This window comes from Prosthecobacter debontii (assembly GCF_900167535.1).
GTDB classification, from domain to species: domain Bacteria; phylum Verrucomicrobiota; class Verrucomicrobiia; order Verrucomicrobiales; family Verrucomicrobiaceae; genus Prosthecobacter; species Prosthecobacter debontii.
Map to the genome: position 1 here is coordinate 1 of NZ_FUYE01000019.1, position 17,077 is coordinate 17,077.

At 58.5% G+C, this 17,077-nt stretch carries 13 protein-coding genes; 7 read left to right on the forward strand and 6 right to left on the reverse strand.

Annotated elements, in window-relative coordinates:
* Positions 1-194 (reverse strand): transposase (locus tag B5D61_RS26865; RefSeq protein WP_139373410.1); only part of this gene is annotated, 194 nt, incomplete at its 3' end.
* A gap of 103 nt (positions 195-297) precedes the next feature.
* Between B5D61_RS26865 and B5D61_RS21210 the strand changes: the two genes are divergently transcribed.
* Complete coding sequence (locus tag B5D61_RS21210; RefSeq protein ID WP_078815448.1) at positions 298-1,332, forward strand: BPL-N domain-containing protein; 1,035 nt, start codon at positions 298-300, stop codon at positions 1,330-1,332.
* A gap of 9 nt (positions 1,333-1,341) precedes the next feature.
* Here B5D61_RS21210 and B5D61_RS21215 read toward each other — a convergent pair whose 3' ends face one another.
* Entirely contained in the window at positions 1,342-2,370 is a 1,029-nt protein-coding gene (locus B5D61_RS21215) for a Gfo/Idh/MocA family protein (RefSeq protein ID WP_176159587.1), read from the reverse strand.
* 96 nt (positions 2,371-2,466) lie between these two features.
* Between B5D61_RS21215 and B5D61_RS21220 the strand changes: the two genes are divergently transcribed.
* From B5D61_RS21220 to B5D61_RS21230, 3 genes are all read left to right on the forward strand, one after another.
* Positions 2,467-2,922 carry an MOSC domain-containing protein gene (locus tag B5D61_RS21220; protein ID WP_139373411.1) on the forward strand — a complete coding sequence of 152 codons (456 nt, stop codon included), beginning with the start codon at positions 2,467-2,469 and terminating at the stop codon, positions 2,920-2,922.
* Positions 2,923-2,986: 64 nt separating this feature from the next.
* Entirely contained in the window at positions 2,987-5,185 is a 2,199-nt protein-coding gene (locus B5D61_RS21225; RefSeq protein ID WP_078815450.1) for a redoxin domain-containing protein, read from the forward strand.
* Positions 5,186-5,223: 38 nt separating this feature from the next.
* A complete protein-coding gene (locus tag B5D61_RS21230) occupies positions 5,224-6,045 on the forward strand; it encodes a sterol desaturase family protein (protein WP_078815451.1) in 822 nt (273 codons plus the stop codon).
* 9 nt (positions 6,046-6,054) lie between these two features.
* Here B5D61_RS21230 and B5D61_RS21235 read toward each other — a convergent pair whose 3' ends face one another.
* On the reverse strand, positions 6,055-7,899 hold the full coding sequence (locus B5D61_RS21235; protein ID WP_078815452.1) for an N-acetylmuramic acid 6-phosphate etherase: 1,845 nt from the start codon (positions 7,897-7,899) through the stop codon (positions 6,055-6,057).
* A 176-nt stretch (positions 7,900-8,075) separates the two neighbouring features.
* On the opposite strand from B5D61_RS21235, the gene B5D61_RS21240 reads away from it, so the two are divergent.
* Both B5D61_RS21240 and B5D61_RS21245 read left to right on the forward strand, forming a co-directional pair.
* Positions 8,076-10,724, forward strand: coding sequence for a polysaccharide deacetylase family protein (locus B5D61_RS21240; protein ID WP_078815453.1), 2,649 nt, complete (start codon positions 8,076-8,078; stop codon positions 10,722-10,724).
* On the forward strand, positions 10,721-12,148 hold the full coding sequence (locus tag B5D61_RS21245) for a hypothetical protein (RefSeq protein WP_078815454.1): 1,428 nt from the start codon (positions 10,721-10,723) through the stop codon (positions 12,146-12,148). Before B5D61_RS21240 ends, B5D61_RS21245 begins: the two co-directional genes overlap by 4 nt.
* 8 nt (positions 12,149-12,156) lie before the next feature.
* Here B5D61_RS21245 and B5D61_RS21250 read toward each other — a convergent pair whose 3' ends face one another.
* Both B5D61_RS21250 and B5D61_RS21255 read right to left on the reverse strand, forming a co-directional pair.
* Positions 12,157-14,361, reverse strand: coding sequence for an efflux RND transporter periplasmic adaptor subunit (locus B5D61_RS21250; protein WP_078815455.1), 2,205 nt, complete (start codon positions 14,359-14,361; stop codon positions 12,157-12,159).
* A gap of 8 nt (positions 14,362-14,369) precedes the next feature.
* Positions 14,370-15,107 carry an efflux RND transporter periplasmic adaptor subunit gene (locus tag B5D61_RS21255; RefSeq protein ID WP_078815456.1) on the reverse strand — a complete coding sequence of 246 codons (738 nt, stop codon included), beginning with the start codon at positions 15,105-15,107 and terminating at the stop codon, positions 14,370-14,372.
* Positions 15,108-15,285: 178 nt separating this feature from the next.
* Here B5D61_RS21255 and B5D61_RS21260 point away from each other — a divergent pair, with 178 nt between their 5' ends.
* Entirely contained in the window at positions 15,286-15,783 is a 498-nt protein-coding gene (locus B5D61_RS21260; RefSeq protein WP_176159588.1) for an RDD family protein, read from the forward strand.
* A gap of 82 nt (positions 15,784-15,865) precedes the next feature.
* Here the strand turns inward: B5D61_RS21260 and purT are convergent, their stop codons facing one another.
* Positions 15,866-17,047, reverse strand: coding sequence for a formate-dependent phosphoribosylglycinamide formyltransferase (gene purT / locus B5D61_RS21265; protein ID WP_078815458.1), 1,182 nt, complete (start codon positions 17,045-17,047; stop codon positions 15,866-15,868).
* Positions 17,048-17,077 lie beyond the last annotated feature (30 nt).

Genomic DNA, 17,077 nt, shown 5'->3' on the forward strand with positions numbered 1-17,077 from the left:
TCATGGGGCAGCATTCTCCAAGGGCAACCAGCCCGGACGACATAACGAACGGCATTGAACACATCGCGCAAGGAGTGCTCCCGTTGCGGAGCCTCTTCCGTCATGAGTTCAAGGTAAGGGCGGCAAAACTGCCACTCTTCATCGCTGACATCGGTGGGATACGGAGGCTTGGGTTTCACTGTTTTGGATGCCATCCCAAGCTTATGCCTACTCTTTCACCCATTGTACAGCCCCTTTTCAAAGTTCATAACACGCTCTAGTTTACCACTCATCGCCTCAGAGGGACTCGCGGATGGCGTGCGTTATCCCCAGGCAGAGGGCACGTGGCTCAAGGCAGAGGGACTGAAAAATGAAGGGCTGAGCCACACGATCGAGCTCACGCCGGGGCATTTCTATCAGGTTCATCCGATCCCGGGCAAAAAGAGTACCGGCATCTACCACTCCACGAGTTCCACCAGCCTCAACCTAACCAACCCCAAGATCAATACGGCGGCCCTGAATCTGGTAGCTGAGTTTCCCATCCAAGAGGCACGCTGGGTCCAGGAAAACTCCCAATGGTATCTGATCGGACGCAAGGAAACGGACGGCCCAACTTTAAAACTTCGGCTGTCTTGGAATGAGCTGACCACCATTCCCCCGCGTCCGCCGGTGAAAGACCACATCCGCGTGGCCCTCTTCGATGATTACGGCAGCTTTGGCAAAGGCGTCCCGCGCTGTAGCGAACTGCTGAAAGCCCAGACCCACATGGAGGTGACTCTGGTGAAACCGGCCCTCATCCGTCAGGGCGGACTCAAGGACTACGACGTGGTCATCTTCACCGGTGGCAGTGGCGGTAAGCAGGCAGGCACACTCGGCCTTGTGGGTCGTGAGCAAGTCCGCCGATTTGTCGAGTCAGGCGGCGGTTACATCGGCATCTGTGCAGGTAACTACCTGGCCTGCGACGGCTTTTCCTGGGGCGTCAAAATCCTCGATGCTAAAACCAAGTCCTCCAAGTGGGCACGGGGCGTGGGTGATGTGAAGATCGAGTTCACTCCCCAAGGACGCGAGATTCTAGGCATGCCGGAAGGACTCATGGATGTTCGGTATGCCAATGGCCCCGTGTTCACCACCGCTGAAAACGACGTCATTCCAGACTTTGAACCGCTCGCCTATTTCCGCACCGAGTTGGCGGAAAATGGTTCGCCTAAAGGAGCCCAAATCAACTCCCCCGCCATGATCATCGGCCACTATGGCCAAGGCCGCGTGCTCTGCAGCAGCCCGCACCCTGAGCAACAGCCGGGGATGGAGTCGTTCATTGTCCGCGCTGTCGAATGGACGGTCGGGCAACGGTGATCTCAATCATCACACACACTTCACCGCGGCACGGTTTTCCATCGCCTGCCACACGGCTTCCACGACGCGCATGTAGCAGACGCCTTCGGTGAAATCGGGCGTTGGCCGAGGTGCACTGGGGTCACGAACCGCCTGGATAAAGTCGCGTTCCACGGTCCACTCTCGCTGCATCTCCGTTGGCACAGGCACCACTTCCAAGGGCCCTCCTGCTTTACCCAGGAAGAGTTCGTCCGTCGTGAAGTCGTAACTCAGTGTTCCCTCGCTGCCGAACAGCCAGAGCTTGTCCGTCGGAGCATGCGCCGCCACACCGCTGAAAAGCATCGTCGCTTCCAAACCACTCCGAAAACGTGCGAGCACATTCACAAAGTCGGGAATCTCCACGCTATAGCCTTCCCGTTCCGGGATCACCACCTGCCCTCGGGCTTCCACCTCGACGATGTGACCTAACCATTTTTGCAGCACTTCTGTGTAGATCCCCAACGTCAAAATCTGAATGCCACTGATCTCCTCCCTCTGCCGCCAGTGAGCAGGCTGAGAAGCATCCAGCCAGGCCGCATTGAAGCTGTGCAGGAGTGCATGAAACGGCGCGCCGATGGCTCCCTCAGCCAGTAGCTTTTTTACCATCTCCCCGCCCTTCATCCCATGAGGTGCCGGACAGATCGCCGTCACCAGTTCGGGATGACTCTGGGCACGCTCCCACATGCGCTCGGATTCTGGCAAGGTCGCCGCCATGCGTGCCTGAGTGAACACATGCTTACCACACTGGAGAGCAAAGTCCGTCGCATCATGATGCATGCACGGAGGGGCTCCGACCCACACCACATCCACGTCCTCATTGTCCACCACATCCTCCCAGCGGGCGAAGGGCTTGGCCTCGGGAGCGAATTCCCGACAAAACGCCTCGGCACTGGCCAAGCTGGAATTGGCCACGGCGGTGATTTGGACGTTGGGCAGCGCACGCAACCCTGGCAGGTGACGCTGTTTCACGATTCCCCCTGCCCCGACAATGCCAATGCGGATGATCTTTTCTTCGCTCATTCCTCCCAGTGAAGCCAGCCTCTGGCCGGGTGCAAAGGAATGCTGCCAGATGATTCCTGAATTGCAGCGCCGTGGGCTGTGGATGACAATGCCTCCATGCGGATTCTCCACCTCTACATTTCCCCAGAGCACAACTACTTTGGGCATCATGGCAAGCCGCCAGGCCAAGCGGCGATTGAGGAAGTGGAATCAGTGGAATGTGTGGCGGGTCAGGGCTTGGTCGGAGATCGCTTCTTCGGCCACAAAGAGAATTACAAAGGCCAAGTGACCTTCTTTGCCCATGAAGTGTATGAGCGACTCTGCGAGCAGTTCCAGGCCATGGGCATCTCACCTGCCATCTTTCGTCGCAATGTGATCACGAAAGGAGTCGATCTCAATACGCTGATCGGTCAGGAGTTCGAAGTCCAAGGCGTGCGCTTCATCGGCACGGAGGAATGCCGACCTTGCTACTGGATGGATCAGGCTTTAGCGCCTGGGGCCGAAGAAGCCATGAAGGGCAATGGCGGCCTGCGCGCGCGTGTCCTTAGCGATGGCACGCTGCGCAAAGACTAATCATTGGGAAAAAGAGTTCGTACTGTCATACAACCTCCCTGCTGAAGTCACAGACTGGCACGACATGAAACGCTCAGCCTTTTTCCTCACTCTTTTGCTCACCGGTTCCGCCACCGCGCAGCTCGCTATCGTGGAGCAGCGCTTCAAGGAACTGGACAAGAATGGCGATGGCTTAATCGCAGGTGAAGAGATGCAAGCCGCGGATTATCTGTCCAAGCTGGACCTGGATGGCAATGGCTCACTCACGCTGGCGGAAGCGAAAACAGCCATTGCCCGAACCGAGAAAGCCAAGACCGCCGCGACACCCGGAAAAACAGGCATCGCGGAATTCGATAAACTGGACAAAAACGGCGATGGCCTCCTCACTCGCGACGAATTACTGCAAAAGCGATGGATGCGTTTCCTCGATGGCAATGCGGACGGCCAAGTCACTCTAGCCGAAGCCACCGAAGCCATGAGCCGACTGCGCAAGAAGGGCCTGCCTGAAGAAAGCACCGCCCCGGTCACGCCAGCCTCTGAAGACCCCAGCCTGAAGGAAGCCCCTGAAATCCTGAAAGGCAGTGAGCATGGCGTCGGTCATCTGGTGGCCGATCTTGTCCTGAAAGATAACCACGGCCAAGAGCAGCCTCTGAGTCAACGCTTGGAGCAAAGCCAGGGCATAATCCTCGCCTTCTTCGGAGCCACCTGCCCCATCAGCGGTAAGCTAGGAGCGGAACTCGCTCGCTTAGAAAAAGACGCCGCCGAGCAGCAGGTTCAGATGCTATTGGTCTGTCCAGTCGCGGTAGAAACGGCGGAGGATATCCAAGCCTTCATCACCAAGCACGGCCTCACCTCACCCGTCATTCACGACACCGATGGCCAGCTCGCACAGGCTCTGCAGGCCACCACCACCACGGAAGTCTTTCTTCTGGATGCCGCACGCACACTGATTTATCGCGGGGCCATCAATGACCAATACGGCCTCGGTTACGCCAAGGACAAACCTAACAAGACCTATCTTCGCGACGCACTGGCCGCGATGCTGCGTCACGAAAGTCCTGAGATCACCGCGACCACAGCCCCAGGTTGTGCCCTGGATCACCAGGAAAAAACTCAGGTCGTTCAAAAAAACGTGACTTATCACAACCAGATCGCTCGCATCATGCAGGCCAATTGTGTGACCTGTCACCGCAAAGATGCCATCGGCCCCTTCAGCCTGGAAACCTATGACGACGTTATCGAAAACGCCGGTATGATTCGCAAGCAGGTGGAGCGAGGTGCCATGCCTCCGTGGTTTGCCGCCGAGCCGCCTACCGGCCAGCACAGCCTCTGGATCAACGACACCTCTCTCTCTGCTCAGGATAAGCAAGACCTCCTGACCTGGCTAGCCGGCGGCCGTCCACTTGGCAATCCCTCCGATGCGCCCAAGCCACTGCACTTTCCTGAAGAATGGGCCATCGGCACCCCGGATGCCATCGTGCAGCTTCCCAAGCCGATCTCCATCAAAGCCGAAGGCACCATGCCTTACCAGTTCGTCACCGCCACCACCTCCTTTGACAAAGATCAGTGGGTTCAAGGTTACGAAATCATGCCCACCGACCGAGCCGTGGTCCATCATGTCATCGTGCAAGTCCATCCCAAAGGCAGTGATGTGAAGGACCGTGGTGAGGGAACCGAGGGTTATTGGGCAGCCTATGTCCCCGGTAACTCCGCGCACATCTGGCCAGAAGGTTTTGCCAAAAAACTCCCCGCAGGTTCCATCGTCAGCTTTCAGATTCATTACACCCCGAATGGCCGCAAGACTGAGGACCAACTGCGCATGGGACTCGTCTTTGCGAAAGAGCCACCCCGTTACCTGGTCCACACCGCCGCCGTCGCGCATACCCGCCTGAACATCCCTGCCGGTGAGGGACATCACATCGAAGTGAAGGAACAAACGGTGCCCCGCGACATGAACGTCATGGCCTACATGGCTCACATGCATGTGCGAGGCAAAGCCTTCAAATTTGAAGTAACACCTCCCGGTGGAGGCACACCCGAAGTGCTGCTGGATATCCCCCGCTACGACTTCAACTGGCAGCTTCGTTATGACTATGCGCAACCCCGCTTTCTAGCTCGCGGCAGCAAGGTCAAGATCACCGCCGTCTTCGATAACAGCGAGAGCAATCCCGCCAATCCAGACCCCACAAAGAACGTGCGTTGGGGTCCCCAGACCCAGGATGAAATGATGATAGGCTACTTCGAGTATTACACCTCCAGCGGTGCCGATGTGGCCGTGCAGTAAGGCAAACTCAGCTCATTCCTTTCTTCCCAGAAAACGCCATGAGACTCAAATCCTTCAACTTCTGGGAAGTCACTTCTGGGAATGTGCTGGGTCTGACCACCCAATATCTGATCTACTGCGGCATTGCCTGGGTGTTGGGCTATTGGCTTTTCAAACGGGCGTGGTTTCACCGTGAAATCATCTCCCGTTTTCCCCGTAGCCGAGACATCTGGCGAGACATTGGGTTATCCGTCTCCTCCATCCTCATCTTCAGCCTGGTGGCAGGCCTCACTTATTTAGCGGCCAAAAAAGGTTGGACCCAGATCTATTGGAAACGGGCGGAGCATAGCCAAGTTTGGTTTTGGACCAGCATCGTCTGCACGATCTTCCTGCATGACGCTTGGTTTTACTGGACGCATCGACTCATGCACCACAAGAAGCTATTCAAGTGGTTTCACAAGGCCCATCACCTTTCGCACAATCCGACCCCATGGACAGCTTATGCCATGGACCCGCTCGAAGCCTTGGTGAACGCGATGATCTTTCCCCTCGCTGCCTTGACCCTCCCGCTGCACCTCCATGCCTTCAGTCTGTTCATGGTCTGGCAGATTGTTTTCAACGTGGCGGGCCATGCAGGCTATGAATTTTACCCGCGTTGGTCTCTACGAACGCCCCTGGGTTGGATCCTCAATACCCCAACCAACCACGTCATGCACCATGAGAAACTGCGGGGAAACTACGGGCTCTATTTCAATCTCTGGGATCGCCTCATGGGCACGAATCACGCCGAATACGAAAAGCGTTTCACCGAGATCACCAGCGGTAACAAAAGGGCCACGACGACAACACCTCCCTCCTCGGCTCCAGCCGCGACACCATAGCTTAGCGGATCACCCTTTCTTCAATCGCTCATACGCTGACTTCACCACCCATCCCGTGGCTTCCAAGGCAGCGCGGGCTTGATCAGGCGTGGAGGCCGTGAGTTGAACGAGGATCCGGATCGCTCGATCTCGCAACTTCACGTTGGAGGGATTCAAATCCACCATGAGATTGCTGATCACCTTGCCGACCTTGGTCATGGCCAGCGTAGTGATGATGTTGAGCACCAGCTTGGTGGCCGTGCCGGATTTCAAACGAGTCGAACCCGTCAGCACCTCGGGTCCCACATTGGGCGTGAGCAGAACCTTCGGTTTCCAGGCCGGTTCGCGCAACTTGCGCACGGCCTCTCTCATTGCCGGATTGAAGCACAGCAGCACCGTGAATGCACCCCGGCGATTGGCCTCATGCAAGGCTCCCCACACAAACGGCGTGCGACCACTGGCGGCGATGCCGATGAAGACATCCTGGGCGTCAAGCTGTCGGAAAGAGATCGCTTCACTTCCGGCCTGCACATCATCCTCAGCTCCTTCGACAGCGCTCCATAGGGCCTGCCGCCCCCCGGCAATGATACCCTGCACCTGTTCACGCGGAGCACGGAACGTCGGAGGTATCTCACTGGCATCCAGCACCCCGAGACGCCCGCTGGTGCCTGCTCCGGCATAAAAGAGGCGCCCGTTGGTTTGAAACGCGGCCACGACTTTCTCGACCACCTGAGTCAGGGCCCGCTTCTCCTTCAAGACTGCCGCAGGGATCAGGGCATCTTCGCTCAACATGAGTTCGATCCCTTGGGGCAAGGGCAACCGATCCAGCTTGATCGAACGAGGATTACGCAGCTCGGTGGGAGAGTCTGAGAGAACTTGCAGGTCCGCGATTGGAGCAGGTAGGGTCAGGGGTGCCACAGGTTGAGACGCGGAACAGGCTTTGCCGATCTCTGGCCTAACCACACCTTCAGCCAGCTTCACGGCACCCCACACCGAGGGCCGTGCGAGTGGTATGACGCGTGCACGTCTGCTCCAGCACGTCCTGATACGGCGGCTCACGTCTCGCATGAAACTGGGATTGCGCAGCATGACACCGCCATTCAGAACGAACTCCACCGGACTACCCGCCGGGGCAATCTGACTGGCACATGCGCATGCGTCTTCGGCCAGCATCGCTGCGGCATCCGCCAAGATTTTTTTGGTCAATCGATCCCCTGTCTGAGCGACGGCAAAGACGGTCACCGTGAGATTCGCGATCTCGGTTTTCGTCGCATGCACGGACCACGGGATGAGCTGATCCGGTTCATTGAACATGAGAGCATTCAGAATCGCCACACCCAGCTTCCCCATACGGCCTCGGTGATCCAGATCCGCCATCACCGCACGTAAAGCACGCAGGCCGATATCACAGGCACTGCCGCGGTCGCCAATGATGTGCCCTCGCCCCCCAACCTTGGCCGTTCGTCCGTCGGGCGTGCGGCCAAAGCAGCACGAACCTGTGCCACTCAAGACGAGCACCCGCGGCAGTTCCTTGACCGACTCCGGTGCCGCAGCGAGGGCTGTTTCCAGGTCATTCGTCGCGACACAGGGGATGTTGGGCCAGATGCGTGAAATCGCCTTGGCCAGTCGCTCTTGATCCACATGGGTGCGTGCCCCGGCCAGCCCGACACCGATGGCTTGCGGGACATAAAGCAGTCGCTCCGCTATCGCTCGGAGATGCCAGCGTAATTCGCGGTCCGTCATCAGCGAGAGCACCGCGGGTCCGGTTTGGAAATTCATCAGTGTCGTCCCTGCGCCATCCACCAACCGCACGCTGGTGCGGGTGCCGCCGCCTTCGATACCCAACAGCACAGGAGAAACAATGGAAGCGGTCATGGGAGGGAAAACCTAGCGCCAAGATGTCACAAACTTGTGAACTGTCGAGCCTGCCGCCGGGGCATCTGCGCCAGGAAGGTAAGGAGTTTGTAAGCAGCATCTGAAATCATTGATTCTATAATTTGAGAATCTAAAATGCGGTCGTTCTCAATTTTGAAACCATTCCTGTGCCTACGATGCGTTGCCTCCCCCGCAGATTGCTCAAAATGGTCGCCAGCTTTCTGGCGCTTCACCTCAGTCTGTGGGCCGGAGTGAATCCCACTCGGCTCATGGTGGACCTGTCACCCACGCCAGACACGGTCATGCTGAGTGCCTTTGATCTCAGCATCGTGGAGGCCGATGCGAAGGTGGACCTGGAAGCGCAGCAGACCTTGGGCAACAAGGTGCTGGCACGAGTGAACGTTTTTGAGCTTCCGCCAAGATCGCGAGCTATCGACATCGCTAAAAAGATCGGCGTGCCTACTCTGGAGGCGACCCAAGCAGGCTGGACACGGCTAGACGCCACGCACCCTAACTGGGTGCCTCTGGTGGTGCGTGAGATGGTGCAACATGCCGCGGAGCAGGGTTTCGATGGATTCGTCCTGACCGGCCTGGAAACCATCAGCCAGGATGCCGAGCGCGCGGCCTGTTTGAAAGCCATTCAAGAACTGGATCGCATCTATCCTGACAAACAACTGATCCTCGAAAACGGTTTGGATCTCGTGGCCGAAGGCCGTCGTTTTCTGGATGGCGTGCTGTTCATCGGGCGGGCTGAAAATCCAGCGGTGAGAGATCAGCGCATCCGGGAGGTGAAGCGTCATGGCCTCCAACCTCTGGTGGTGGAGTCCTTACCCGAGACAGTCACGGATGAGGAGATCGCCCGGCACACCGAGCATTTTCGCGCCATGGGTGCGGTTCCCTTTTTTACCACTCCTGATCTCCAGGGCACCCATCTGGGGCCACTGGTGGAGGTCACGCGTCATGTGGTCGTGATCCACTCGGGAGCCGCATCGGAGACCTTCACCGCTCATGTTCTGCAGGGATCGCTAGAGTGGTTAGGCTGGCAGGTGAGCTATGTGGATGCAGGGAAAATGCAGCAGCCGGAGCAAGTGCAGGAATGGCAGCAAGCCGATGCGCTTATTCTGGACGCCAACCTCCAGGCTCAGCCCCAGCAGCAGGGTTTCTTGCTCGATGCTGTGCGTGCCCTCAAGGAACGCCGAGCCCCGCTGCTGCTGACCGGTGCCCCTTGGGGCAATGACGCCGACTTTTCCCAATGGTCTCAGACCCTAGGCCTACGTGGCAACGGGAGAGCCCTCCCAGTCACAGGCAAGGCCAGCATCAAGCCCATCGCCTCCCCCTGGTTGCATCAGGCGGGCAGTATGCGCGCACGGACCCTCGGTTTTCGTGATCTGCGTGCCCCAGCGGGAGCCTCGGTCCTCAGCGCCATCGAAGCCGATGGCATTCTTTTCGATCAAGTTTTTATCACGTCATGGGGTGGAGTGTGGCTGGATGCCATGGCGAAAGAAGCCGGGCCACAAATCGCCCCGCTGCCATTTCTCGAACATTGGTTAGGCCGCTATTCCCGCGTTCCCGTCATGGATGTAGCCAGCCAAAATGGTCGCCGTTTGCTCATTCCGGTCGTGGATAGTGAGGGCTTTACCCAATCCACAACGCTTCAAGGACTGCCGCTTGCTGCAGAGGCATTGACCGAGCGACTGCTCTCACGCTACTCGCTTCCGTTCACCGTGGCCGTGTGTGAAGGAGATCTGCGAGGCACCAATCCAGGTCTGGACCCACGGGATACGCTGCGCTATGAAGCTGCCGCACGGGCGATCTTCTCACTGCCTCAGGTGCATGCCGCAGCCGGCAGCCTGAGCCGCCCCTCGAGCTGGGAAACCTGCCCGGAGATGGAGCGCGAGGTCGCAGGCACCATGGCCTACGTTCATCGCCGCCTGCTGCCTGCAGGACGCCATGTGGACCTGATGCTGTGGCCTCAAGGAGCGCGGCCTACGGATGAAGCCGTGGCGTTTAGCCATCGCATGGGGGTGGAAAATGCATGGATCACCGCCACCACTACCCTGCCTGGCACATCGCCAGCTAAGATGGCGCAAACCTGGGGTCAGCATCAGAGTCTCCTCACGCTCACACCTTTACCTCATCAAGGCGCCCTGAGGGCAGCCGAATTTATCGCCCACGAAGAGGCACAAAACGCCAGCCGCTGGATGCAACCGGTGAATGCCATCTTCAGCTTTCGTGATGCAGCAACAGAGGAAAGGCTGTGGGAAGCTGAAAACATTCTCGACTGGTGTGCCTCCCAGCCTCTGCATGCCATCACACTGGCCGAGCACGCCAAGATCGTTCGCGATGCCGCCCGCACACGCCTGTTTGAGCAAGGCCCTGGGCACTGGATTCTGGTCAATGCCGGGCAGGCACGCACCCTTCGCCTACCTGTGAGTGCCGGCATTCCAGATCTGGACCGCAGCGTCGGTCTGGCCGGTTACAGCGTGCGTGGCCCGGATCTTTACATTCATACGTTAGGCCGTCGCCGCACCGAGTTGGTGCTAACCCCGCAGGGCACGCCCACTCATCTCCGACTCACGTCCGCCAGTGGCAAGCTCCGGTATGATGAAGCGGGCCAGCAGCGCGCCCTGATTCAGGTGGCGGACCTGCGTCCGGTCGAGCTCAGTTTTGCAGGGATTGCCCCCGGGTCGGTCTGCCAAGTCTTCACCACCGATCACCCGCAATTCCTCACCGCAGATTCGCGGGGGCAGATCGAAGTCACGGTCCCAGCGCAAAGCGCCGTGCGTGTGCAGGTGCTCAACTCCCCACAAGCGGCGATGCGATGAAACTGACCCGAAGCCGTGCCTTTCTCCTCCTCGTTCTTTATGCCGTCTTGATCGGTATCTGGACGTGGCGCTTCATGCCTAAATCCGCCCATGCAGCGGAGATAGGGGATTCACAGCCTACAGCGCAAGAAGGCATCGCCGGTTGGCTGGCTGCTGCGCCTCAAGACACCGCCTTACCGGCGCTCCTGGCCTTAGCGCGCATGCCTGAGGAACAGGTGCAAATCTTGGCTGCCTGGCTGAGTTTTTCCCCTGACCGTCAAATCCGTCAATTGACCGTTCAGAAAGCTCCGATTGCCGACCTCGGTCCCGAATGGAATGCCGCGCTTCTGCACACCTGGTTAGCCCAAACACCCCAGATCGACCTCATCGAGGTGCATCTGATGATCGCCGCCGCCGGGGATCGGGTGGCGGACAACCAGAGGCAGGCAATCCTGGAGGACCTCGCACGCCGCGCCCAGCGGCAAGGCGATCTCGTCGATGCCGTGACCATTCTAGGGCGTGCCTGTGAACTGCCAGGGGCCACTTGGGAAACCCTTCGCCAGTTGACCATGGCGGCACGCACAGCTCGTCATACCGGTCCGGCTCAAAAAGCTCTGCGTCTCTGGATTCAACGCCATGCGGACACTGAGCAGGATAGTCTGATCGAAGAAGCCAAGGACCAAGCGTTTTCGCTCATGATGGAGGCAGGAGATGTTGAAGAAGCACTCTCACAGCAATTGGCGGAATTCGCTGGTACTGCGCCCTACTCCGAACACGCTCTGGATCGCGCTTGGTTGGCGGCTCAGCAAGCCCGTCAGGGCTCGCGCTTTCTGCCCTACCTGGAGCGTCATCTGCAATCTTTTTCCGAGCACTCGCTCTCCATTCAGGCGCTTCAGCAGCAGTCTGACATCTCGCCGAATTACCTGCGTTGGCTTTCCTGCTACGCCTCCATCTGTGACGATGAGCAGCCCAATGCCGTGAGCTTCGCGGCCTTTCTCCGGCTGGTGGCAGCCCGTGATCCACGTGCTTTGCCCAGGCTCTGCGCCCTGGCTAAAACTCCAGCTCAGATCGAGCAACTCGACGAAGCACTGAACGCAGCCCTGGACTGCGCGGAGACTCAGAGCACGGTGCTTCAACTCGCGCAAACGCACCCTGTGGCCAAACGCATGCTGGCTCTGCGTCTGCGGCAGGCTCCTTATCACCGCCAACTTCACTATGCCGCCACTCTGGCAGCAGCAGCCGCTCAGTCTCAGGGCTCCGCATCGGTGCTTTGGCAGGAGTTTCTCCGGCGATTCCCAGATGATGTATCGGCCCGCCGTCGCTTGATTCAAGCCCATCTCCAGGATCATCAGCCGGCCATGGCCTTGCGCGCCTACGCGGAGTTGCCTAACCAATCTTTAACCGAAGATGATCGACATCAGATGACGATCCTTCAGCAGCTCTGAGAGAGCGGTTAAAGCCGGTAATCCAGGCTCACAAAGTCCAAGATCCTCTGCCAGAGCACCTGCCAGACGGGCAGTTCATCACCATACACACGGGCACTCCCCGTCATTCCCGGTCGGAGGTGCCCATCCGGATTGTGGAGAAGCACGGTCACCCCGTAAATCACCTCCAGCGGTTTCAGGTGCCCCTGAGCATCGGGCTGCGCCGCGATGTCCCCTCCGAGCGTGGCGACGAGGTTCGGCGGCAGCTCAGTGGTGGGTGGGGTTTTCAGGTCTGCCACCACCTCGCCAAGGTAGGTCTCCTGAGGCCGGGCACGCATCCGTAGTTCCACCTTTTGGCCAGCATGGATGTCACGCGCCTGACGTTCATTGAGCGGGATGAACACGCGTAGTTGAGTCAGGTCCGCAATCTCACACAGGGCATCTCCAGGGCGCATGGCCGCCGAACTCAAGCGATCAAGATCCGGTGTTAACACCACTCCGGCACGGGGTGCCTTCAGGATGCGTTTTTCATCCTGACGCTGAGCTTCTACCAGCGCAATCTCTGCCTCAGCCAGGGAGGTCTTGGCTTGCTGATAATAGGCCGGAGCATTCGCCCCTAAGGTGAGATCCAAATACTTCCGGCGCCGCTCCACTTCCAGCTTGCCCACAGTTACCGCGCTGCTGAGACGGGGGCTGGATAGCACGGCAAGAGTTTCACCCGCCTGCACCGTTTGCCCCGTCCGCACACGAATCTCTTCGATCTTCCCAGGCACCTCTGCACGCACCCAATCCTGCTCCACCGACTGCATGACGGCCGGGCGCTCCACCTTGATCTGCCAGGGGCTGAATAAGATCACGGTCAGCACAACAACGCCCCCCGCAAGCACTGTCAGAGGCCGCCGCCAACGTGAAGGCTGATGGCGCTGCTGTGCGAGCTGCTGTTTGAAAAAGGAAACCACAGGGACGATCAACATGGAGATCAATGCGCCGATCCCAATGGCATCTCCCAACCAGCTCAGGCCATAGGGCTTCAACAGATGGTGGAAGATCATCGCAATCCCTAGCGTGATCTGCAGCAGATAGAGCTGGGCGGCGAAACTATACAAGACAAACCAGCCGCGATTTTGCCGCGGCAACAGCCGCTCGACCTGTGGCTTAGCTTCGCCACCGAAGATCCAACGGCGACACAGATCACTCACGCAGAGTTGGGCCTTCGAGCGCAGATTGGGCACGCCCAGAATGTCCGTCAGCATGTAGTAACCGTCGAACTTCATCAGCGGATTGGCATTGAAGAGCACCGTCCAGACACTGGTGATCAGCATCAGATTGAACAGCAACTGCTGCCCGGGCCCGAGCTGAGAGACCGCCCACAAAAGCGTGGCGATGGCAGCGATCACCAACTCGACGTAGATCCCGGCGGCTGCCACCAAGACACGATGCCGACGACGTGGAAAAAGATAACTGTCCGTGACATCCGCATACAGAAACGGGCTGAACACAATGACCATCGCCCCCATCTCATGCACCTCCCCCCCGTAATGCTTGCACGTCAGTCCATGACCGAATTCATGAATGACCTTCACCACAATGGTGAGCACCCACACCAGCGCGAGATTGGGCAGGGTCAGGAAATCATTCAGCGAGGGGGCAATGCGCGGGAAATTGAGCACGAAAACCGAAAGCCCAGCGACGAAAATGACTAGGCTGATGACGAACCCGCGCCAAGTCCAAATCGCCCGCAGCGGCCTCTCCAGACGCGTCAGCAACCGATCAGGATCCCAGAGCGGAATCTTGAGAAACAGCGCACTCATGAACATCCCCCACGGGGTTTGGGGCCTCTGGCGGGAACGTTCCAGTTGCAGTTGCTTGTGGGCACCGACCGCAGTGGCCTCCAGAAACCCGGCCACGAGCAACTCATGAGCAAACTGGATGATCCGCTCATTGAGCGACTGATCACTCTGCGCCAAAGCCACATGCGGATAAGCCTCTAAAAAAGCACACCTGATCTCCACCACCGAGCGCCTTCCATCAAACAGTGCGGCAAGGCTGTAGTCCTCTACCGGTAACCGAAAGTATTTCAAGGAAAGCGGGTCCTTAATGATCACAAAGGCGCGCCCCTCGAAGACCTGATGGCTGATCTGGAGGTCACTCCGGAAGGCCGAGGGCACCTGCGCTTCAAGCAGACGCGTCTGCTCTTGCTCAGCCTTCACCGGGGTATCCAGGATCTCCATCATGTGAGCAGCTAGGGCTTGGCGAAGTCCGCCTCAACACGCATGCCGGGTTTTAACTTCAGGTCCGGATTATCCAGTTCTAACTTGACCCGATACAAGCCGCTCTCCGCATCCAGCCGAGGATCGAGAAAAACGATTCGACCGATCACCTCGGGAGAGCCCGTGATGGAAGGCACATGCAGCTTCTGTTGCACCCCAGTTTTCAAGCTGCCGATCTGCTCAGGCTCCAGATAAAACTGAGCCTCCACCTTCTGAATATGCACGATCTGGAGCAGCACTTCGTGCAATTGTACCGACTCCCCGGGCTCCTTACCCCGATGCACCACGACACCTTGGATTGGGGATTGCAGGGTCTTTTGCTGGAGCCTTACCACAGAGGCATCCCGCTGAATCTTGGCCAAGTCGTATTCGATACTTTTGCGCAGGGCCTCTTCCTTCGTGCCAATGTCCTGCTTCAGCAGCTTCTGCGCGGCTTCGTGGTCAAATTTGGCCTTCTCCAAGATCTTTTCCGCACGCTCCACATCCATCTTTTCGAGATCATCCACCAGCCGCACCAGAGGTTGTCCCACCGTCACAGTATCCCCTTCATCCACCATGACTTCTTTGACGAGGCCTTCCACCGGCGTGCCCACCTTCACTTCTTGGAGAGGCAGCAGCAAGCCGGTCACAGACTCTGCCCTGCCCACTGAGGCAATGGCCCATAGAGCGGTGACAAACAGGCAAAATCGGTAACCAAAAGGATGAATCATTCCTGCTTAGGTTACGCATGACCTCGCTTCACAGCAACCTTGGAACTTAAAGAGCTTATCATCTCTTGGCTTGTCAAAGCGGTCCGGTTTTCTTAGCCTTGGCCGGATGGCTGCTGCCTTATCCAGCACCCCATCGGGTCCGTCGCGTCAATCCATAACATCAATACCACTGATTCCTATGAGCGAAGTTAATCCCTACCTGCCCCCTCAGGCCGATATCATTCCACCTTCAGATCCCACCACGCAGCCGCTGGCATCGCCGTGGATCCGCCTGGTCGCTCAAATCGTCGATGGCCTGATTGCAGGCGGCATCACGGCGGTCTGTCAGCTCATCGCCGGCTACTATACCCGCGTCTCTGCGGGCACCGTCAGTATGCTGGAGCCCTTTCTGTGGAGCCTGCTCACCATGGCCATCATCCTCGGCATCAATTGGAACTTCCTGCTCCAAGGCCAGACCATTGGCAAAAAGGTGATGAAGATCCGCATTGTCCGTAAAAGTGGCGCGCCTATCGACCGCACCCGTATCCTCACGCATCGGCTTTTGCCTGTGTGGGTGGCATCCGTTATCCCCATCATCGGCGGCATCGCCGTCATCGTCGATGCCCTGTGCATCTTCCGCAGTGGTCATAACACCCTGCACGATGACATCGCCGACAGCAAGGTGGTGACCGCCTAACAAAAACCATTCCAACTAAAAAGCCTCCAAGATCCAGGATCTCGGAGGCTTTTTCGTTTACCCGGAAGGAAGTTCTCCCGGCTTACAGCTTGATCTCCATCGCTTGAGCCGCGCGATGGGCCTTGCCACGGGCAGCTTCCACACTGTCTGCCCGGGCCAGCGTCACGGCCATGCGGCGCTGACCGCTGACGGTGGGTTTCCCGAACAGACGGAGCTGCGTATCGGGCTCGGCGAGCACTTGATCAAGCTGGCCAAACTGCACCTGGGAAGAGTCTCCTTCCACGAGGACGGCGCAGGAGGCACTCGGCCCATGCTGGCGAATGTTCGGAATCGGCAAGCCCAGGATGGCCCGCACGTGCAGGGCAAACTCGGACAGATCTTGAGAAATCAGGGTCACGAGACCGGTATCATGCGGGCGCGGAGACACTTCACTAAAGATCACATCATCGCCCTTGATGAAAAGCTCCACGCCGAAGAGCCCCCGGCCTCCCAGCGCCTCCGTGATGGCACCGGCCATGTGCTCGGCGGCGGCCAGGGCTTTGTCGCTCATCGGATGTGGCTGCCAGGACTCGCGATAGTCGCCTTTGATTTGAGTATGTCCCACCGGGGCGCAGAAAGACGTGCCACTGGCGTGGCGCACGGTCAGCATGGTGATCTCGTAATCGAACTCGACAAAGCCTTCCACGATCACCTTGCCTTTCCCGGCGCGCCCGCCTTCCTGCGCATACTGCCAGGAGTGGGCAATGTCCGCCTCGGTTTTCACCACGCTCTGGCCTTTGCCGGAAGAGGACATGATGGGCTTCACCACACAGGGCATGCCGATTTGGGCGATGGCAGCGCGGAATTCCTCTTCGGTTTGGGCAAACACATACGGGGAGGTTTTCAGCCCCAGTTCTTCAGCCGCGAGACGGCGGATGCCTTCGCGGTTCATAGTCAGCTTGGCAGCCCGGGCCGTGGGCACCACGGTGAAGCCTTCCTCCTCCAGCTCCACCAGCGTATCCGTGGCAATGGCCTCGATCTCCGGCACGATGAAGTTCGGTTTTTCCACCTCCACGAGACGTCGTAGGGCCTCACCATCCAGCATGGAGATCACGTGGCTGCGGTGCGCCACCTGCATGGCAGGCGCATTGGCATAACGATCCACAGCGATCACCTCACAGCCGAGGCGCTGGAGTTCGATGACGACCTCCTTGCCCAGTTCACCTGAGCCGAGGAGCATAACTTTAGTTGCAGTGGAAGAAAGTGGGGTGCCGATGAGGGACATGCGCCACCCTTGACCGAAGAGAGCCTCCCG